Annotated in this window: 18 protein-coding genes; 6 read left to right on the plus strand and 12 right to left on the minus strand. The window is 62.7% G+C overall.

Annotated features, from left to right (window positions below; all coding sequences use genetic code 11):
* Positions 1-119: 119 nt before the first annotated feature.
* Positions 120-761: a L,D-transpeptidase gene (locus K7H91_RS20855; RefSeq protein WP_018067591.1), complete on the minus strand. Its 642-nt coding sequence runs from the start codon at positions 759-761 to the stop codon at positions 120-122.
* Positions 762-923: 162 nt separating this feature from the next.
* On the opposite strand from K7H91_RS20855, the gene K7H91_RS20860 reads away from it, so the two are divergent.
* Positions 924-1,427 carry an MmcB family DNA repair protein gene (locus K7H91_RS20860; RefSeq protein ID WP_230722134.1) on the plus strand — a complete coding sequence of 168 codons (504 nt, stop codon included), beginning with the start codon at positions 924-926 and terminating at the stop codon, positions 1,425-1,427.
* A 6-nt stretch (positions 1,428-1,433) separates the two neighbouring features.
* On the opposite strand, the gene K7H91_RS20865 is transcribed toward K7H91_RS20860, so the two are convergent.
* The 10 genes from K7H91_RS20865 to ggt all read right to left on the minus strand — a co-directional run bounded on the left by K7H91_RS20865 (position 1,434) and on the right by ggt (position 10,488).
* Positions 1,434-2,777 (minus strand): bifunctional folylpolyglutamate synthase/dihydrofolate synthase, encoded by a 1,344-nt coding sequence (locus K7H91_RS20865; protein ID WP_230722135.1) that lies wholly within the window; start codon positions 2,775-2,777, stop codon positions 1,434-1,436.
* A gap of 123 nt (positions 2,778-2,900) precedes the next feature.
* Entirely contained in the window at positions 2,901-3,848 is a 948-nt protein-coding gene (gene accD, locus K7H91_RS20870) for an acetyl-CoA carboxylase, carboxyltransferase subunit beta (protein ID WP_230722196.1), read from the minus strand.
* Between the two features lie 42 nt (positions 3,849-3,890).
* Complete coding sequence (gene trpA, locus K7H91_RS20875) at positions 3,891-4,730, minus strand: tryptophan synthase subunit alpha (RefSeq protein WP_230722136.1); 840 nt, start codon at positions 4,728-4,730, stop codon at positions 3,891-3,893.
* Positions 4,727-5,191, minus strand: coding sequence for a hypothetical protein (locus K7H91_RS25765; RefSeq protein WP_330166029.1), 465 nt, complete (start codon positions 5,189-5,191; stop codon positions 4,727-4,729). Before K7H91_RS25765 ends, trpA begins: the two co-directional genes overlap by 4 nt.
* Positions 5,192-5,202: 11 nt before the next feature.
* Positions 5,203-5,484: a hypothetical protein gene (locus K7H91_RS20885; RefSeq protein ID WP_230722137.1), complete on the minus strand. Its 282-nt coding sequence runs from the start codon at positions 5,482-5,484 to the stop codon at positions 5,203-5,205.
* 5 nt (positions 5,485-5,489) lie between these two features.
* Positions 5,490-6,710 (minus strand): tryptophan synthase subunit beta, encoded by a 1,221-nt coding sequence (gene trpB / locus K7H91_RS20890; RefSeq protein WP_230722138.1) that lies wholly within the window; start codon positions 6,708-6,710, stop codon positions 5,490-5,492.
* 12 nt (positions 6,711-6,722) lie between these two features.
* Positions 6,723-7,379, minus strand: coding sequence for a phosphoribosylanthranilate isomerase (locus K7H91_RS20895; RefSeq protein WP_230722139.1), 657 nt, complete (start codon positions 7,377-7,379; stop codon positions 6,723-6,725).
* Positions 7,380-7,417: 38 nt separating this feature from the next.
* Entirely contained in the window at positions 7,418-8,143 is a 726-nt protein-coding gene (locus K7H91_RS20900; RefSeq protein ID WP_230722140.1) for a M48 family metallopeptidase, read from the minus strand.
* A 135-nt stretch (positions 8,144-8,278) separates the two neighbouring features.
* The gene (locus tag K7H91_RS20905) at positions 8,279-8,704 is read right to left on the minus strand and encodes a DUF2852 domain-containing protein (protein WP_230722141.1); all 426 of its coding nucleotides are present in this window, start codon (positions 8,702-8,704) and stop codon (positions 8,279-8,281) included.
* Between the two features lie 194 nt (positions 8,705-8,898).
* Positions 8,899-10,488 carry a gamma-glutamyltransferase gene (gene ggt, locus K7H91_RS20910; protein WP_230722142.1) on the minus strand — a complete coding sequence of 530 codons (1,590 nt, stop codon included), beginning with the start codon at positions 10,486-10,488 and terminating at the stop codon, positions 8,899-8,901.
* 280 nt (positions 10,489-10,768) lie between these two features.
* Between ggt and K7H91_RS20915 the strand changes: the two genes are divergently transcribed.
* Together K7H91_RS20915 and K7H91_RS20920 are read left to right on the plus strand one after the other, a co-directional pair.
* Entirely contained in the window at positions 10,769-11,182 is a 414-nt protein-coding gene (locus tag K7H91_RS20915) for an MbcA/ParS/Xre antitoxin family protein (protein ID WP_230722143.1), read from the plus strand.
* A 2-nt stretch (positions 11,183-11,184) separates the two neighbouring features.
* A complete protein-coding gene (locus K7H91_RS20920) occupies positions 11,185-11,901 on the plus strand; it encodes an RES family NAD+ phosphorylase (protein WP_230722144.1) in 717 nt (238 codons plus the stop codon).
* Positions 11,902-11,989: 88 nt separating this feature from the next.
* On the opposite strand, the gene gyrB is transcribed toward K7H91_RS20920, so the two are convergent.
* Positions 11,990-14,425 carry a DNA topoisomerase (ATP-hydrolyzing) subunit B gene (gyrB, locus tag K7H91_RS20925; protein WP_230722145.1) on the minus strand — a complete coding sequence of 812 codons (2,436 nt, stop codon included), beginning with the start codon at positions 14,423-14,425 and terminating at the stop codon, positions 11,990-11,992.
* Between the two features lie 464 nt (positions 14,426-14,889).
* Here gyrB and K7H91_RS20930 point away from each other — a divergent pair, with 464 nt between their 5' ends.
* The 3 genes from K7H91_RS20930 (at position 14,890) to K7H91_RS20940 (ending at position 18,165) form a co-directional block, all read left to right on the plus strand.
* Positions 14,890-15,807 carry an ABC transporter substrate-binding protein gene (locus K7H91_RS20930; RefSeq protein ID WP_230722146.1) on the plus strand — a complete coding sequence of 306 codons (918 nt, stop codon included), beginning with the start codon at positions 14,890-14,892 and terminating at the stop codon, positions 15,805-15,807.
* Positions 15,808-16,039: 232 nt separating this feature from the next.
* Entirely contained in the window at positions 16,040-17,230 is a 1,191-nt protein-coding gene (locus K7H91_RS20935; RefSeq protein WP_230722147.1) for an ABC transporter permease, read from the plus strand.
* Positions 17,227-18,165 (plus strand): ABC transporter ATP-binding protein, encoded by a 939-nt coding sequence (locus K7H91_RS20940; RefSeq protein ID WP_230722148.1) that lies wholly within the window; start codon positions 17,227-17,229, stop codon positions 18,163-18,165. The genes K7H91_RS20935 and K7H91_RS20940 overlap by 4 nt, the downstream gene beginning before the upstream one ends.
* The last annotated feature ends 3 nt before the right edge of the window (positions 18,166-18,168 follow it).

The raw sequence follows: 18,168 nt of genomic DNA on the forward strand, positions 1-18,168 counted from the left end.
CAAGGATCAGAGACCAAACCATCAAACAGAGTTGATGACGCGGGGCAGGTTTGTCACCAAGCTGAAGGCGGCCCCGTGAGGAGCCGCCTTCCCTGTTTTCGAGGCCTACCCGGACTCGCTCACCCCTCGAGCACAACCACCTTGGTGCGCTTGTCGGGGTCGACGCGGGCGTAGAGGTCGATGATGTCCTGGTTGATCATGCGGATGCAGCCCGAGGACACAGCCTGGCCGATCGAGGTCCAGTCCGGATTGCCGTGAATGCGGAACAGCGTGTCATTGCCGTTCTTGTAGAGATAGAGCGCGCGGGCGCCGAGCGGGTTCATGATGCCGGCATCCATGCCGCCGGCATATTCCTTCAGCTCCGGCTGGCGCTTGATCATCGCCTGCGGCGGATACCAGGTGGGCCATTCGGCGCGGCGGCCGATATAGGCCTCGCCCGACCAGCGGAAGCCGTCGCGGCCGACGCCGATGCCGTAGCGCACGGCCTTGCCGTCTTCCAGCACCAGATAAAGCAGCCGCTGCTTGGTATCGACGATGATGGTGCCGGGGGCTTCATCCGTCTCGTAATTGATGATCTGGCGGCGATACTTGTCGTCGACCTGGGTGATCGGCACGCGCGGCAGGTCCACGCCGTTGTCATTCGTGGCCGCATAGGCGGAGATCGGCGCCATCGTCGTCGACGAACTGTTCGTGGTGGTGCAGCCGGCGGCGGCGAGCAGGCTCGTCAGCGAGAGTGCCAGAAAAAGGGATCGAATGTGCATGGACGGTCTCACGGCGTGGAACAAAAGGTGATAATGGTCAATTGATAGAAGCTTATGGTTAACATTTGATTGCAACACAAGCTCTGACATGGATCGGAGGTTTAGATCGCGCCCCAAGGGCGTGGAGCTGTTGTGAAAATGCATCGCATGAAAGGAAGTTCCATGGCGATTGTCGATCTGCATGGAAAAAACCCGACGGCGGACGGCCGCCAGTCGGACCGCGCCATCATGGTCCGTCGCGGCGTCCAGCATCTGCTGAAACACATGCGCGTTTCCGCGATCGCCGAGATGACGCTTCGAAGCGGACGGCGCGCCGACCTGATCTGCCTCTCGGAAAAGGGCGAGATCTGGATCATCGAGATCAAGACCTCGATCGAGGACTTCCGCGTCGACCGGAAATGGCCGGAATATCGCGATTTTTGCGACCGGCTGTTCTTCGCCACCCATGCCGATGTGCCACTCGAAATCTTCCCCGAGGAGTGCGGCCTGCTCTTGGCGGACCGTTACGGCGCCGAGATGATCCGCCCCGCCCCCGAACACAGGCTGGCGCCCGCCCGCCGCAAGGTGTTGACCCTCGCCTTCGCCCGCAACGCCGCCGATCGGCTGACCTATGCCGAACTGGTGCTGGAAAAGCTGGAAGCGGAGGGCGTGGACGTCCGAATCTGAGAGGGCTTAAAGCGGCGGCGTGCCGTTGTCGGCGAGCGCATTGCCGGCGAAATAGAGCGAACCGCCGATCAGGATGCGCGGCGGCGGCTGATCGGCGCGCGCGCGCATGCAGATCGCGGCCAGCGCCTCGCCGATCGAGGACACAGGCTCGGCCGAAAGCCCGGCATCGGCCGCAGATGAAGCCAGCGCGACCGGATCGATGAAGGCCTCCGTGCCCCTGATCGGCGCGCAATAGACATAGGTCGCGAGCCCCGCGAAATGCTCGAAGAAACCGAACGGGTCCTTGGTGTTGATCATGCCGATCACCAGATAGAGCGGGCGTGGATCGCGTTCCTCGAACCCCGCCAACGCCTCGGCGATCACCTCGCCGGCGCCGGGATTATGGCCGCCATCGAGCCAGATTTCCGAACCCGCGGGCGCCGCCGTCACCAGATCGCCCGTCGTCAGCCGCTGCAGACGCGCCGGCCAGAACACCGAACCCATGGCGGTTTCGACGGCCTTTTCCTCCAGCGCGAAACCGGCGGCCTTGACCGCCGAGATCGCGGCTGCGGCATTGGCATATTGATGACGGCCCGGAAGCGCCGGCAACGGCAGGTCCATCAGCCCGTCGCCATCCTGATAGACCAGCCGGCCATGCTCCTCATGGGCGGAAAAATCCTGGCCATAGACATGCAGCGGACAGCCGAGCCTGTCGGCGCTGGCGATCAGCACCTCTTCCGCCGCCTCATATTCCTGCTGGCCGATCACCACCGGCACGCCCGGCTTCATGATCCCCGCCTTCTCGGCCGCGATCAGCTCCACCCGGTCGCCGAGATAGGCCTGATGATCGAGCGAGATCGGCATCACCACGCAAACGGCCGGCTTGTCGATGATATTGGTGGCGTCGTAGCGCCCGCCAAGCCCGACCTCCAGGATCACCACATCGGCCGGAATTTCGGCAAACAGAACGAAGGCCGCCGCCGTCAACATTTCGAACACAGTCGCCTTGGCACCCTCATTTGCCGCCTCGACCCGCCGCAGCGTCTCGGCCAGAAGCTGATCATCGACATAGCCGCTCGCCCCGCCCGGCCCGCCGATGCGGAACCGCTCGTGCCAGCGCACCAGATGCGGCGAGGAATGGACATGGACGGAAAGGCCCGACGCCTCCAGCAGCGCCCGGCAGAAGGCCGTGGTCGAACCCTTGCCATTGGTGCCGGCGATATGGATCACCGGCGGCAGGGAGAGATGCGGATTGCCGAGCTTTTCGAGAAGCACCCGGATGCGATCCAGCGACAGATCGAAGCCCTTGGGATGCAGCTGCATCAGGTGCTCGATCACGCGTTCGGCGGCGCCGAATGAGGGGTTATCCATGATTGATCCGATTCTGCGGGCCTGTCCCGCCCGTGGCGTTCGCGCGCCCTTATGATCCGCCGGACATGGCCGATGCGAAAAACCGCCGCTGCCTCAGGCGCGCGGCGGTTCCCTCCGCATTTTTCAGGCCTGCTGCGCCGGTGCTTCATCCGCGGCAAGCGCCGGTTCGGCTTCCGCCTGCGACGCATGCGGGCCTTCCAGAAGCCCGTGCGGGGGCGTAGCCGGCGCGCCGGTCATGATTTTCAGAAGCCGCGCCAGCGTTTCCGGCAGGTCATGGCGCTTGACCACCATGTCGACCATGCCGTGCTCCAGCAGATACTCCGCGGTCTGGAACCCGTCCGGAAGCTGTTCGCGGATGGTCTGTTCGATCACGCGGCGACCGGCAAAGCCGATCTCGGCGCCGGGTTCGGCGATATGCAGGTCGCCGAGCATGGCGTAGGAGGCCGAAACGCCGCCGGTGGTCGGGTTGGTCAGCACCACCACATAGGGCAGGCCCGCGTCGCGCATCATCTCGATCATCACCGTTACGCGCGGCATCTGCATCAGCGACAGGATACCCTCCTGCATGCGCGCGCCGCCCGACGCCGGGAAGATCACCAGCGGGCATTTCTCATCGAGCGCGCGCTGGAAGGCCTGGATGATCGCCTCGCCGGCGGCCATGCCGAGCGAGCCGCCCATGAACTTGAACTCCTGCACCACGGCAACGAGCTTCAGTCCCTCAAGCGTGCCGACGCCGGCCAGGATCGTGTCTTCCTGATCGGTCTTCGCCCGGTTTTCCTTCAGCCGGTCGAGATATTTCTTGGAATCGCGAAACTTCAGCGGGTCCTGCGCCACCTTCGGCTGCGGCAGGTCCTCATAGGTCCCGTTATCGAACAGATCGGCAAGGCGCGCGCGCGCGGGCATCTTCATATGATAGCCGGAAGACGGGATCACCCACTTGTTCTCTTCCAGATCGGTATGAAACACCATGGCGCCGGTTTCGGGGCACTTGATCCACAGATTCTCGGGCACCTCGCGGCGGCCGAACATGGAATTGATCCGCGGCCGCACGTAATTGGTAATCCAGTTCACCACATGAACCTCCTGAATTTCTTTGCCTGCCGTGTGCCAGATTTACTCGGCGGCTGCAAGGCGCGCGTCCCGCACGCCGCTTGAAAGGCCTTTCACGAAGGTCGAAACCGCGTCGACCGTGTCCTTGCCGGCCTTGCCATCGGCCGTCAGGCTACCGGCGATCTGATTGACCAGCGCCGTGCCGACCACCACGCCATCGGCGGCCGCCCCGATCAGGCGGGCATGTTCGGCGGTCTTGACGCCGAAGCCGACGCAGACCGGCAGATCGGTATGCGCCTTGATGCGCGAAACGGCCTCGCCGACCTTCGAAGGGTCGGGCAGCGCCGAGCCGGTGATCCCGTTCATCGAGACATAATAGACGAAGCCGGAGGTGTTTTTCAAAACCGCCGGCAGACGCTTCCCGTCCGTGGTCGGCGTCGCCAGCCGAATGAAGTTCAGCCCGGCCGCAAGGGCTGGAATGCAGAGCTCATTATCCATTTCCGGCGGCAGGTCGACGATGATCAGCCCGTCAATGCCGGAAGCCAGCGCATCGGCGATGAATTTGTCGACGCCATAGATGTAGATCGGGTTGTAATAGCCCATCATCACGATCGGCGTATCGGGATCGCTCTTGCGGAATTCTCTTGCAAGCTCCAGTGTCTTGGCCAGCGTCTGGCCGCCCTTCAGCGCCCTCAGCCCCGCCATCTGGATCGACGGGCCATCGGCCATAGGATCGGAAAACGGCATGCCGAGCTCGATCACATCCGCGCCCGCCTTCGGCAGCGCCTTCATGATTTGAAGCGAGGTATCGAAATCCGGATCGCCGCCCATGAAATAGGTGATCAGCGCCGGCCGGCCCTCGGCTTTCAGCGCGGCAAAGCGTTTTTCCATGCGTTCGGTCATACTCTACTCCGTGGCATCTTCGATGCAAAATAATCGGCAAGCGGCGCGCCGGCCATGGCGGTTGCCATGAATGCGCGTCGCTCGAAATCAATCACGCCCAGTTCCCATACGCAGGCCATCGGGCCGGGCGGAACGGGCGAAAAGTCGGGCGGCGTCATGCCGAGATCGGCGCGCCAGAGCCCATGGGAGACGATCCCGCCGGGTAGCCACCAGTGCATAAGCAGCCACCAGGCCTCCTCGCCGCGATGCAGCACCGCAAAACCGGCGCCAAAATTCGGCTTCGGCGCTCCCGCCTGTCGCAGCACGGAAATGGCGGCTTCCAGCACATCCTCGTCGAATTCCGGTGCGCCCTCGGCCGCAATTCCGCTGAGCTTGATTGTGCCGTCATCCGTCTCGACCGTTGTCAGATAACCGGCCTCTCGCGGGCGATAAAGCTCCGCTTCCGCCAGTGTTTCCGTCATGATCTTCCGTCCTATTCCGTTTCCGCGTCCGACCACGCCGAAATCGCTGTGACCAGCGACTTGTGAACGGACTTCATGTTCAGCACGAGGCTGTCGATTTCGGCGGATGCATTGCCGCCGGAGGCGAGCGCGTTGAGCGCCGAGACCAGTTCGATGTTGAACAGGTTCTGATGCGCCAGCGCCTTGATCACCGCGGCGCGCACCTCGTTGTCGCCACTGTCCTCTTCCTCGATGATCTCGAACAGCGCTTCCGCCAGTTCCGACATCTCCTCGATCACATCCCCCCGGCTCATTTATCTCACATCTCCATGCCGAGAATCTTGCCCACCGTATGCACGTCCTTGTCGCCGCGGCCGGAAAGATTAGCGAGGATGATCTCGTCCTTGCCCATTTTCGGCGCGCGCTTCATGATTTCGGCAATCGCGTGGCTCGCCTCCAGCGCGGGGATGATGCCCTCGAGCCTTGTCATGAGCTGGAATGCCTCTAGCGCCTCGTCATCCATGATCGGCACATAGTTCACGCGGCCGATATCGTTGAGCCAGGAATGTTCCGGCCCGATGCCGGGATAATCGAGCCCGGCGGAGACCGAATGGCCTTCCTTGATCTGGCCATCGCCATCCTGCAGCAGATAGGTGCGGTTGCCATGGAGAACGCCGGGCGCGCCGGCGGTGATCGAGGCGCAGTGCTCCTCGCCCGAAAGCCCCTTGCCGCCGGCCTCGACGCCGACGATCTTGACGTCCGGATCATCGAGAAACGGATGGAAAATGCCGATCGCGTTCGAGCCACCGCCGACGGCGGCGATGACGAGATCCGGCAGCCGGCCCTCGGCCTCCATGATCTGCTCGCGCGCTTCCGTGCCGATCACCGACTGGAAATCGCGCACCATTTCCGGATAGGGATGCGGGCCAGCGGCCGTGCCGATCAGATAATAGGTGTCCTCGACATTGGTGACCCAATCCCGCAAGGCTTCGTTCATCGCGTCCTTCAGCGTGCCGTGACCGGCCGTCACCGGCTTCACCTCGGCGCCCAGAAGCTGCATGCGAAACACGTTCGGCGCCTGACGCTCGACATCGGTCGCGCCCATATAGACCACGCAGGGCAGGCCGAAGCGGGCGGCGACGGTGGCGGACGCCACACCGTGCTGGCCGGCGCCGGTCTCGGCGATGATCCGCGTCTTGCCCATGCGCTTGGCCAGCAGGATCTGGCCGATACAGTTGTTGATCTTGTGCGAGCCGGTGTGGTTCAGCTCCTCGCGCTTGAAATAGATCTTCGCGCCGCCGAGATGCTCGGTCAGCCGCTCGGCATAATAGATCGGGCTCGGCCGGCCGATATAATGCTTGCCGAGTGATTTGAGCTCCGCCTGGAAGGCCGGATCGGTCTTTGCCTTTTCCCACTCGCCCTCAAGGTCGAGGATCAGCGGCATCAGCGTCTCGGCGACAAAACGGCCGCCGAAAATGCCGAACAGACCGGTCTCGTCGGGTCCGGATTTGAAGGAATTCAGCTTCGGGGTCTCGTTCACGGTCATTCTCCATCAGGCCGTTGCAAAGGCAGCGTCAACGGCATCAAAAAAGGCATCAATCCGGGCGGCATCCTTCACGCCGGGCGCGCTTTCGACGCCCGAGGAAACATCAAGCCCCTGCGCCCCGGTTTCATGAAGCGCGGCAGCGACATTTTCCGCCGAAAGACCGCCCGACAGAAAATAAGGGATAGTCGGGCGCCAGCCGGCAAGCAAGCGCCAATCGAAGGTCACGCCATTTCCACCCGGAAGCGTCGCGTTTGCGGGCGGCTTTGCGTCAAAAAGCAGATGATCCGCGACACCGTCATAGTCATCGACCCGGGCAAGGTCCTCCGGCGTGCGCAGCGAAAACGCCTTGATCACCGGCAGGCCGAACAGCGCCTTGATGGTCATCACCCGGTCAGGCGTCTCATGGCCGTGAAGCTGCAGCATGTCGGGACGGGCGGCGTAGACGATCTCTTCCAGAAGTTCGTTGTCGGCGTCGACCGATACGGCAACCGTCTTCGCCCGGCCGCGCACATGGGTGATCAGGCCTGCGGCAATATCGGGCTCGACATAGCGCGGGCTCTTCTCAAAGAAGATAAAACCGACATGGCTCGCCCCGCGACGGATGACGTGATCGATCGTGTCTTCGCTGCTGAGCCCGCAGATCTTGATGGCCGGACGTTTCATGGTCTGTCCTTAACATATCGCGAAATACTTCGCGAGTTCTATACGGTTGGCGCGTCGAAGCGGATCGCATGGAGGAACGATCCTTCGGCCTTCAGCCAGCGGCGGGCCTCCGGGGTTCTCGGACACAGCTTTTCGCACAGCGCCCAGAAGTTCTGGCCGTGGTTCATTTCGGTGAGATGCGCCACCTCGTGGGCGGCGAGATAGTCCACCACGAAAAGCGGCGCCATCGCGATCCGCCAGGAAAAATTGAGATTGCCGGTCGATGAACACGAGCCCCAGCGCGATTTGGTGTCCTTGAAGCTGATCGCCGCGAAGCTCCTGCCGCTGGCCTCCGCATGATATCGCACCCGTTCGGTGATCTCGCGCTTCGCCTCCTTCTTCAGATAGTCGGCCGCCCGGCGACCGATGCTCGCGGCAGGGCCGGAGACCAGAAGCACGGGCGATCCGTTCTCGACAAGGGCCTCGGTCAACCCGCGCAGATTGCCGCTGTGGCGGATGGTGTGGGTAACGCCGAAAACCGGCAGCGTGGCGCCGTCGCCGATTGTCGTGTCGCGGCCCTCGAACCGTCCGATCCGGTCGATCAGCCAGTCATGATGACGGCGCAGAAACCCCTCGACCTGATGGCGCGCAAGCCCCGGCGGCACGGTCAGGCTCACCGCATGCCCGCCCGGCTCGATCTTCAGCGTCATCCGCCGCGCGCGCTGATTGGTCCTGACGTTGAGCGGCAGCACCCTTCCGCCGATGTCGATTGTTCTGGCGTTCATTCCGTGTCTCTTCGGCCCCGATGGCCTTCCTATACCGGGTTCCGGCCCCGACAGGCCACAAAAAAAGGCACCGCCCGGGGGATATGGGCGATGCCGAAAGGGTGGCTGCCGCGCCTCACGGCGCGGCGCATTGCGTCAGTCCTGCGATGTGCCGCCGAAATTGCCGTTATTGTTGTTGCGCTCGCGCATGAAACGGTCGAATTCCTCGCGGTCGCGGGCCTTTCTCAGCTCGTCGGTGTAGCGGTCGAATTCGGCGCGCATCTCGTCAAGCTTGCGGCGCTCGGCCTCGATCCGCTCCATTTCGCTGCGGCGCCATTCATCGAAGGCGGCATTGCCGGTGGAGGCCATCGGCTCGGCGGCCTGGCGCATGTTACGCCTGCAGGAGCCGAAGGCGCGCTCGGCGGAACGCTTCCACTCGCCGCGCGACATGTTCAGGCGATCGCCCCAGATAATATAGGCAAGCATCACCAGTCCAAGCGGCCAGAACACGACAAAACCGATCACCATCAGGGCAATCGTAAGTGGCGTCCACGCCGGACGCAGTAACGCAGTCTCGTTCATCTCGGTTTTTCCTCGCTTTGAAGCGGAATACACCGCCAATACTCAGAATATGGAAATGACCGGCTGCCGCTTCAAGAGAAAGACGGTCGAATCCTGGGTTTCCTGTCAGAATTCGGCGGTTTTCGCACGGACGCCGGTATCATCGGCTAGCCGTGTCCGGGCGGAAAACCGCTTCCGTTTCAACCTGAAGAACTCTAATAGCCAAGCGCTATGCCATCCTTGCGGTGGTCGGACGCACCCCACAGGATGCCGCGCTTATGGTCGATCATGATCGCCTGACAGCCGCCGAGCGGCTCGCCGGCGATGCGGGTGCGATGACCGCGCCGTTCCAGATCTCGCCTTATGTCATCGGATATCGTCGGCTCCAGGCTGATCGCACCTTCCGTGAAGAAGCTGCGGGGCTGGTCGGAGGCCATCTGGATATCGAAGCCGCGATCGATGACCTGCGAAATGAAATGGGCATGTCCGTTCGCCTGATACTGCCCGCCCATGACACCAAAGGAAAGGAAGGGTTTGTCTCCATCAAACACCATGGCGGGAATGATCGTATGAAAAGGGCGTTTGGAGGGGCCTATGCAATTAGGATGACCCTCTGCCAGGGAAAAGCCGCTCCCTCTGTTTTGCAGCAGGACGCCTGACGCCTCGGCATAGATGCCACTGCCGAAGGATGCGAAGATCGAATTGATCAGCGAAATGGCATTGCCGTCGCGATCGACGACGCTGACATAGACGGTATCCTTGTGGACCGGCATGTCGAGCGCCTCGGCCGGCGAGGCCCTTTCGAGCGAGATCAAAGAGCGGATCGCCGAGATCCGCGTCTCATCGAGAAGATCGTCCAGGGAAACCATCATGGCATCGGGATCGGCGATATGGAGGTCGCGCTGGCGATAGGCCGATTTCGCGGCTTCGGCCAGGAGGTGGATGCGATCGGCCGGGGAGACCTTTCCTTCCCTGAGGTCGAACCCATCCAGAATTCTGGCCATCAGCAAGGCGGCAAGCCCCTGGCCGTTCGGCGGGCACTCCAGCAGCCGATAGTCGCGGTAATCCACCCCGATCGGTTCGGCGATCTCCGGACGGGCGCGTTCGAAATCGGCGAGCGTGTGCAGCCCGCCCAGCTCATTGAGAGTCGCAACGATATCCTCGGCGACCTCGCCCTCATAAAAGGCCTTGCGCCCCTCGCGCGCGATCTTTTCGAGCGTGTTGGCCAAGGCGGGGTTATAGAGCCGGTCGCCGGTGACCGGAGCCTTGCCTCCCGGCAGAAACTGCCGCGCGGCCGGCGCGTGCCACCGCAACCGGTCGGCATAGCGCGCCCAGTCGCGCGCGACGCGCGGGGCAACGGTAAAGCCGTCGCGCGCGGCTTTGATTGCGGGCTGAAGGATCGCATCAAGTCCGATCCGGCCGAATGTCGCGCTCAGATAATCCCAGGCGCCGACAGCGCCGGGGATGGTGACCGAATGCACCGAAAGATCGGAAATTCCGGTCATGCCCTGCTCCAGGAAAAATTCCGGATGAGAAGCTTCCGGCGCGCGACCGGAGCCGTTGAGGGCGATCGGCCTTCCACCGGCTGGCGTGAACAGCGCAAAGCAGTCGCCGCCGATACCCGTCATATGGGGATCAACCACGCCCTGAAGCGCAACGGCCGCGATCGCCGCATCCACCGCGTTGCCGCCGGCGCGCAGAATATCGAGCGCTGCCAGCGTCGCCTGCGGGTGTGAGGTTGCCGCCATCGCATTTTCCGCAAGCGCCACGGATCGTCCGGGCTTCATGAAGTCGCGCTCAAACATGGTATTCCAGTCTCCGGAGCCTGACGGCAACGGCGCATCCACTGCCGCCGCGATTGGTACAAGCACCGATCTTATCCGGCCCGCTCACCGTAAAACAAGCGTCTTAGCAACGAACACAATTCCCGGGCTCCTTTGGCATCGATCCTGCGCACGCCATCTCTCGTTCACCGCGCCGGGTATGCAGACCCGGATGGCGTGAGACCGCCTTCGGGAGCAAGTCTTCTTGCCAAATGGCGCGATAGATATTATATTTCGCCAAAAGGCAAAGATTGGATCGAATATGCCGCACCTGAAACTTATCGAAAAAACCGCGTACCAGTCAGCCGCACCGGAAATCACAGATGCGGAAGGCGAAGCCATGGCGCGGGCGGCGGTCAATCTGTTCTCCCGGTGGGGGGTGACCGACGTCCAGGCCTGTATCCTGCTTGGCGGACTGTCTTTGCGCACCTGGTCGCGATGGAAAACCGGCGAAATCGGGCGTATCCCGCGCGACCTTAAGGCCCGGCTATCGAACCTGATGGGGATCCACAAGGCGCTCAGGATCATTTTCACGGAGGCCGGGCGGAGTTATGAGTGGGTGCGATTGGGCAATGAGGCTTTTGGCGGGGCCTCCGCGCTTGACGTCATGCTCGGCGGCGAATTGACCGATATCATGCGGGTGCGTCGCTATCTCGACAATGTCAGAGGCGGTTGACGTTGAAGACCCCAAAGACTGTTCGCGTAAAATGGGCGAAGACCCATCGGATCATACGCTCCCGCTTCCCGCCGATCGATCTCTTCGAAGACATCGCCGATCCTGCCGACTGGGACGCGATCCTGTCCGCCGAGGGCAAGACCAATCCGCGCGTCAGCGAGAGTGTTGGCATGCTTGATCTGGTGCCGGCCGAACGGCGGGTCGCCGGCAACGGGGCCTCGTGGGCGATGGCGCCCTTTGTTCACATTTCGACCGATCGTCCCAGCAGATATAGCGATGGATCTTTTGGCATCTACTATGCCGGGGATCGGATCGAAGTCGCGCTGTTTGAAACCATCCATCACCACGCAAATTTCATGGCTGCGACGGGACAGCGCCCTGGATGGACTTCGGACTTCAGGGAACTTGTCGGCGCTGTTGATGCCGACCTCCACGATGTCACCGACCGCGCGTGTTTCGCCGATCTCTATGACCCCGACGACTATCAGAGCCCGCAAGCGCTTGGCGCGCGCCTCCGCAGCCAGAACGCCGACGGGATTATCTATCGCAGTGTGCGATATCCCGACGGATTGGCGATCGCGATGTTCTGGCCGGATATCGCCGGCATTCCAAAACAGGGTCAGCATTTCTCGTATTACTGGGATGGCGACAAGGTCAGCCAGGTCAAGAACCTTGGCTCGGGCGAGGTTTTCTCGGTGGTCGCCGACACAGGCATGTAAGGCGCTTCTTGGGCAAGGGATACCCCTCGCCTTCCCCAAGGATGACTAAGACGGCGGGGAAAGATCGCTCTTCCCCGCCAGCCGACCGTCAGATATCCAGGTTTGCCACCGACAGTGCGTTATCCTGAATGAAGTCGCGGCGGGGCTCCACCTCGTCGCCCATCAGGCGGGAGAACAGGCCGTCGGCGCTGGTGGCGTCGTTGACCTTGACCTGCAGCAGCGAGCGGACATTGGGGTCCATCGTGGTTTCCCACAGCTGCTCGGCATTCATTTCGCCAAGGCCCTTGTAGCGCTGCATGGTCAGGCCCTTGCGGCCGGCCTCGAACACCGCTTCCAGCATGGCGCGCGGGCCGTAGATCGTGAGATCGCCATTCTTGCGCTTCAGCAGCGGCGGATTCTCGTAAACTTCGAACAGGCGGCTCTGAAGCTGATCCATGTAGCGCGCGTCGACCGAGCCGATCAGGCCCATGTCGATATTGGCGACTTCCTTGACGCCGCGCACCGTGCGTTCGAAACGCAACCCGCCATCCTCGCGCACAATCCCTTCCCAGCCGCGCTCGGTCTCCTCGGCGATCATGTCGAGCCGTCCGGCGATATCGGCGGCAAGCCGTGCGGCCTCGGCCGGATCGGTGACCCGCTCGGCATTGAGCGCGCCGGCAATCGCCGCCTGCTCGACCACGGCGCGGTCATAGCGCGAATGGATGCCCTCCATCAGATTGCGCATGCGCACCGCATCGACGATCACCTGGCGCAGATCCGGACCGGCGCGGACTTCGCCGGAACCGAGATGCAGCGACGCATCCTCGAGGCCCTGGTCGATCAGATAATCCTCGAGCGCCTGCTCGTTCTTAAGATACTGCACCGACTTGCCGCGCGTGACCTTGTAGAGCGGCGGCTGTGCAATATAGAGGTGGCCGCGCTCGATCAGCTCCGGCATCTGCCGGAAGAAAAAGGTGAGCAGCAGGGTGCGGATATGCGCGCCGTCGACGTCAGCATCGGTCATGATGATGATCTTGTGATAGCGCAGCTTGTCCGGATTGTATTCGTCCTTGCCGATGCCGGTGCCAAGCGCCGTGATCATCGTGCCGATTTCCTGGCTCGACAACATCTTGTCGAAGCGGGCGCGCTCGACGTTCAGGATCTTCCCCCTGAGCGGCAGGATCGCCTGCGTCTCGCGCGAGCGGCCCTGCTTGGCGGAACCGCCGGCCGAATCGCCCTCCACCAGCACCAGTTCGGATTTGGCGGGATCGCGGTTGGAACAGTCGGCGAGCTTGCCGGGCAGCGATGCGATATCGAGCGCGCCCTTGCGCCGGGTCAGTTCGCGCGCGCGCCGGGCCGCCTCGCGGGCGGTCGCGGCCTCGGCCACCTTGGTGACAAGAATCCTGGCCTCGCTCGGATGCTCCTCCAGCCACTGGCTCAACGCATCGTTGACGCAGCTTTCGACAACCGGGCGCACTTCGGATGAAACCAGCTTGTCCTTGGTCTGCGACGAGAATTTCGGATCCGGCACCTTCACCGAAAGCACGGCGGTCAGGCCCTCGCGGCAGTCCTCACCCGTCAGCGTCACCTTTTCACGCTTCAAAATGCCGGACGTATCGGCATAGGAAACCATCTGGCGTGTCAGCGCCCCACGGAAACCGGCCATATGGGTGCCGCCGTCGCGCTGGGGGATGTTGTTGGTGAAGCAGAGTACGTTCTCGTGGTAACTGTCGTTCCACCACATCGCCACCTCGACGGTGATCCCGTCCTTTTCGGTGGAGATCGCGATCGGCTCACTAACCAGCGGTTTCTTGGCGCGGTCGAGATAGGCGACGAAGGCCGCCAGCCCGCCGTCATAATGCATTTCCTTCGACACCGGCTCGGCATGGCGGTTGTCGGTCAGAAGAATGCGCACGCCGGAATTCAGGAAGGCCAGTTCGTGCAGGCGCTTTTCCAGCGTGTCATAGTCGAACTCGACCATGGTGAAGGTTTCCTGGCTCGGCATGAAGGTGAGTTCCGTGCCGGTTTCCCCACCGGCATCGCCGATCACTTCCAGCGGCTTGTCGGCAACACCGTGGGTAAAGGAAATCTCGTGCAGCTTGCCATTGCGCTTGATCTTCAGCTTCAGCCAGACGGACAGCGCGTTGACCACCGAAACGCCGACGCCATGCAGACCGCCGGAGACCTTGTAGGAATTCTGGTCGAATTTGCCGCCGGCATGGAGCTGGGTCATGATCACTTCGGCCGCGGAAATGCCCTCGCCGGTGTGAATATCGGTCGGAATGCCGCGACCATTGTCCGTGACGGAAACCGATCCGTCGGGATTCAGTGTCACGGTCACAAGATCAGCGTAACCGCCAAGCGCCTCGTCAATGGCGTTGTCGACCACCTCATAGACCATGTGGTGGAGCCCCGAGCCGTCATCCGTGTCGCCGATATACATGCCCGGCCGCTTGCGCACGGCATCCAGCCCCTTGAGAACCTTGATCGAATCAGCGCCGTATTCGGCGGGAATGCCGACGGCAATTTCTGGGGTTTCGCTCATAAACAGGTCTTTCCAAACGTGTTGGAGTGTGGGCGCAAAACAAAGGCGCCGAATCACTGCCGTTTTCAGGCACCGATCCTAGGGGAAAAGCCCTTTTCACTCAAATCGATGGGGCCTCTTTTACAGTCAAATTGGGGATAAGCCCAGCCCGTTTCAATGGCGGACGCGCGAGAGTGGGGCGGGACGCAAAAACCGCCGGTCCCGAAACGAGATATTTCCGGCGGACGGGGGCGCGACCACATAAAACTTGTGTATGCTATCGTTATGGAACGGCGGCGCACTATCTGAAAGTGGGGTCGCCTTTCACCATCGCTTCCGGGGAGCGGTGGCGAAGCGACAGCTTCCTTGTCGGTCGCCAAAGATGCGGCCGAACGAATTTTCGCGGCTGCGCCGTTTGCGGGTAGGAAACCCGGCGGCGCGGCAACCGGCCCGGAACGGGCCGTTCCTAGAGAGAGGGAACTGATATGAAACGATTTCTCACCCTGACCGGCGCACTCGCGCTCGCCGCTTTTACCGCAGCCCAGTCCGCCTCCGCGGCTCCCGTGGTCGTCTCCTCCAAGATCGATACCGAGGGCGGCGTGCTCGGCAACATCATCCTGCAGACGCTGCAGGCGAACGATATTCCGACGGAAAACAAGATCCAGCTCGGCGCCACGCCGATCGTCCGTCAGGCGATCACCGAAGGCCAGATCGACATCTATCCGGAATATACCGGCAATGCCGCCTTCTTCTACAACAAGGCGGACCTGCCCGTGTGGAAGAACGCCCAGGAAGGCTATGAAGAGGCCAAGAAGCTCGACTATGACGCCGAGAAGATCGTCTGGCTGACGCCGGCCAACGCCAACAACACCTGGGCAATCGCGATCCGCCAGGAAATCGCCGAGGACAACAATCTGACCGATCTTTCCGAGCTCGGCAAATACATCGCCGATGGCGGCGACATCAAGCTCGCGGCCTCGTCCGAATTCGTGACCTCGCCATCCGCGCTGCCGGCCTTCGAGAAGGCCTATGACTTCCACCTCGAATCCGACCAGTTGATCACCCTTTCGGGCGGCGATACGGCGGCAACCATCGCGGCGGCCGCCAAACAGACCTCCGGCGCCAATGCCGCCATGGTCTACGGCACCGATGGCGGCATCGCGCCGTCCGGCCTGAAGGTGATGGATGACGACAAGAGCGTGCAGCCGGTCTACCTGCCGACCCCGATCATCCGCGAGGCGCGCCTTGAGGAATATCCGCAGATCGCGGAGATCCTGAAACCGGTCTTCGAGGCCCTCGACCTTGAAACCCTGCAGGACCTCAACGGCCGCGTCCAGGTTGGCGGTGAACCGGCCGATGCTGTCGCCAAGGAGTTCCTGACGTTGAACGGGTTCGTGAAGTAAGGTCGGAGTTTCAACCTAACCGCAAAGCCCCCCAATAATCTCCCCCCTTGAGGGGGAGATGTCGCGAAAGCGACAGAGAGGGGTACAGGGCATAAGCCGCAAGCTCCGAATTCGCAGAGCGGGTTCACCCCTCTCTGCCCCTGTCGGGGCATCTCTCCCTCAAGGGGAGAGATTGTTTGGAGCAAGTTCGTCCGCCCCTGGGAAACACCCACCGACAGCCAAAAGGCAGAACATGTCAGCCATCACCGAGACAGAGACGAGCGCGGCCGGAAGACTCGACAAGCTTGGCGTCATCGTCGCCGCGATCGCGCTTATCGGCCTGTTCGCCCAGCCCTTCGCGCTGTCGCGTGCAAACCGCATCGTTTCCGCCGAGGGCGTCATGGTCTGGGCGGCGATGCCGATGGCGCAGGCGATCGCACTGATCGCCTTCCTGCTGGCCGTAATTGCCGCCATACTGCTCAAAACCCCGGTGAACCTCCGGCTTGCCGCCAGCATCGCGGCGATTGCCGCACTCGCTGTCATGGTCGGCAGATCCGGCGCTTTTCTGATGCCAGACGACAACCCCTATGCCCGCGTTTCGCCGGGCGGCGGGTTCTGGATCATGCTTTTCGCGTTTTCGATCGCGATGGCCGACGCGATCGTGCGCAAACAGCTTTCGCCGCTGGCAAGAGTCGCGTTTCTGGCCGCCGCGATAATCGCGATCGGGGTATTGTTATGGTCGGGGGCATGGAGCGCGCTTTCGATCATCATGGAGTATGAAAACCGCGCCAGCGCCTTCTGGCGCGAGGGCCGCACCCATGTGGCGCTGGCCTTCGGGTCGCTCGCTGCGGCGACGGCGGTCGGCATTCCGCTCGGTATCCTCTGCTTTCGCGCGCCGAAAGTGCGCGCCAGCATTCTCAACAGCCTCAATGTGTTGCAGACCATTCCCTCGATCGCGTTGTTCGGCCTCTTGATCGCGCCGCTGGCCTGGATCGGCCGCACCGTGCCGGGGGCGGCGGCCATCGGCATTGCCGGGATCGGCTTTGCGCCGGCAATCGTGGCGCTGTTTGCCTATTCGCTGCTGCCGGTCGTTTCCAATACGGTCGCCGGCCTCGACAGCGTTCCGCGCGATGCCCGCGACGCCGCGCGCGGCATGGGCATGACTGGACGGCAATTGCTGTTCCAGATCGAGTTGCCGCTCGCCTTTCCGGTGATCCTCACCGGCATCCGCATCGTGCTGGTGCAGAATATCGGACTGGCGGTCATCGCCGGGCTGATCGGCGGCGGCGGATTTGGCACCTTCGTGTTCCAGGGCATCGGCCAGACGGCGACCGACCTCGTGCTGCTCGGCGCGCTGCCGGTGGTCGGCATGGCCTTTGCCTCCGCCATCATTCTCGACGCGCTCGTGGAAATCAGCCAGAAAAAGGGGGATCGTCGCCCATGATCGAGATCGACGCCGTCACCAAGGTCTATGGCGAGGCGCGGGCCGTGGACAATGTCTCGCTCACCGTCGAGCGCGGCGAACTCGCGGCCATCGTCGGAACCTCCGGCTCCGGCAAGACCACGCTGATGCGGATGATCAACCGTCTTGTCGAGCCCACCTCCGGCACGATCCGCATCGACGGGCGCGACAACCGCGACCTGCCGGCCTACGAGCTGCGCCGCGGCATCGGCTACGCGATCCAGGGCCACGGCCTGTTTCCGCACCGCTCGGTCGCCGAAAACATTGCCACCGTGCCGAAACTGCTCGGCTGGGACCGCAAGAAGCGCGACGACCGCGTGGATGAACTGTTGACCCTCTTCAACCTCGAGCCCGAACTTTATCGCGATCGCATGCCGCAGGAGCTTTCCGGCGGCCAGAAGCAGCGCATCGGCGTGGCCCGCGCGCTTGCCGCAGAACCGGCGCTGTTGCTGATGGACGAGCCCTTCGGCGCGCTCGACCCGATCATCCGCGCCAAGGCGCAGGAGGACCTGCTCAAGATCCAGCGGCAGTTCTCGACCACCGTGGTGCTGGTCACCCACGACATGGACGAGGCGATCCTGCTCGGTCACCGGATCGGCGTGATGCATGAGGGCAGGCTGTTGCAATATGCGCCGCCCGCCGAAATCATCGCCCACCCGGCCTCCGATTTCGTCAACGAATTGCTCGGCACCGGCGACAAGGCATTTCGCATGCTGTCGCTGACGGCGGCGTCGAAAATGGTGGAGGATGGCCCTGCCGAGGGACCGCCCATCGCTGACACCGCGACCCTGAGAGATGCGCTGGCGCAGATTCTCTGGACCGGACGCGACGCCGTGCCGGTGGAACGCGACGGCGTCATCATCGGCCGCATCACCCGCGAAAAGCTCTGGCAGCGGGCGGAAGGCCCGGCGACATGAAGC

It is taken from the genome of Martelella mediterranea (assembly GCF_021021415.1).
Taxonomy (GTDB): domain Bacteria; phylum Pseudomonadota; class Alphaproteobacteria; order Rhizobiales; family Rhizobiaceae; genus Martelella; species Martelella mediterranea_C.

What these genes read in the sequence shown, in the direction of transcription:
- K7H91_RS20855 (WP_018067591.1), bottom strand. Translation starts at nt 761, where the DNA reads ATGCACATTCGATCCCTTTTTCTGGCACTCTCGCTGACGAGCCTGCTC.
- K7H91_RS20860 (WP_230722134.1), top strand. Translation starts at nt 924, where the DNA reads ATGGCGATTGTCGATCTGCATGGAAAAAACCCGACGGCGGACGGCCGC.
- K7H91_RS20865 (WP_230722135.1), bottom strand. Translation starts at nt 2,777, where the DNA reads ATGGATAACCCCTCATTCGGCGCCGCCGAACGCGTGATCGAGCACCTG.
- trpA (WP_230722136.1), bottom strand. Translation starts at nt 4,730, where the DNA reads ATGACCGAACGCATGGAAAAACGCTTTGCCGCGCTGAAAGCCGAGGGC.
- K7H91_RS25765 (WP_330166029.1), bottom strand. Translation starts at nt 5,191, where the DNA reads ATGACGGAAACACTGGCGGAAGCGGAGCTTTATCGCCCGCGAGAGGCC.
- K7H91_RS20885 (WP_230722137.1), bottom strand. Translation starts at nt 5,484, where the DNA reads ATGAGCCGGGGGGATGTGATCGAGGAGATGTCGGAACTGGCGGAAGCG.
- K7H91_RS20895 (WP_230722139.1), bottom strand. Translation starts at nt 7,379, where the DNA reads ATGAAACGTCCGGCCATCAAGATCTGCGGGCTCAGCAGCGAAGACACG.
- K7H91_RS20900 (WP_230722140.1), bottom strand. Translation starts at nt 8,143, where the DNA reads ATGAACGCCAGAACAATCGACATCGGCGGAAGGGTGCTGCCGCTCAAC.
- K7H91_RS20905 (WP_230722141.1), bottom strand. Translation starts at nt 8,704, where the DNA reads ATGAACGAGACTGCGTTACTGCGTCCGGCGTGGACGCCACTTACGATT.
- ggt (WP_230722142.1), bottom strand. Translation starts at nt 10,488, where the DNA reads ATGTTTGAGCGCGACTTCATGAAGCCCGGACGATCCGTGGCGCTTGCG.
- K7H91_RS20915 (WP_230722143.1), top strand. Translation starts at nt 10,769, where the DNA reads ATGCCGCACCTGAAACTTATCGAAAAAACCGCGTACCAGTCAGCCGCA.
- gyrB (WP_230722145.1), bottom strand. Translation starts at nt 14,425, where the DNA reads ATGAGCGAAACCCCAGAAATTGCCGTCGGCATTCCCGCCGAATACGGC.
- K7H91_RS20930 (WP_230722146.1), top strand. Translation starts at nt 14,890, where the DNA reads ATGAAACGATTTCTCACCCTGACCGGCGCACTCGCGCTCGCCGCTTTT.
- K7H91_RS20935 (WP_230722147.1), top strand. Translation starts at nt 16,040, where the DNA reads ATGTCAGCCATCACCGAGACAGAGACGAGCGCGGCCGGAAGACTCGAC.
- K7H91_RS20940 (WP_230722148.1), top strand. Translation starts at nt 17,227, where the DNA reads ATGATCGAGATCGACGCCGTCACCAAGGTCTATGGCGAGGCGCGGGCC.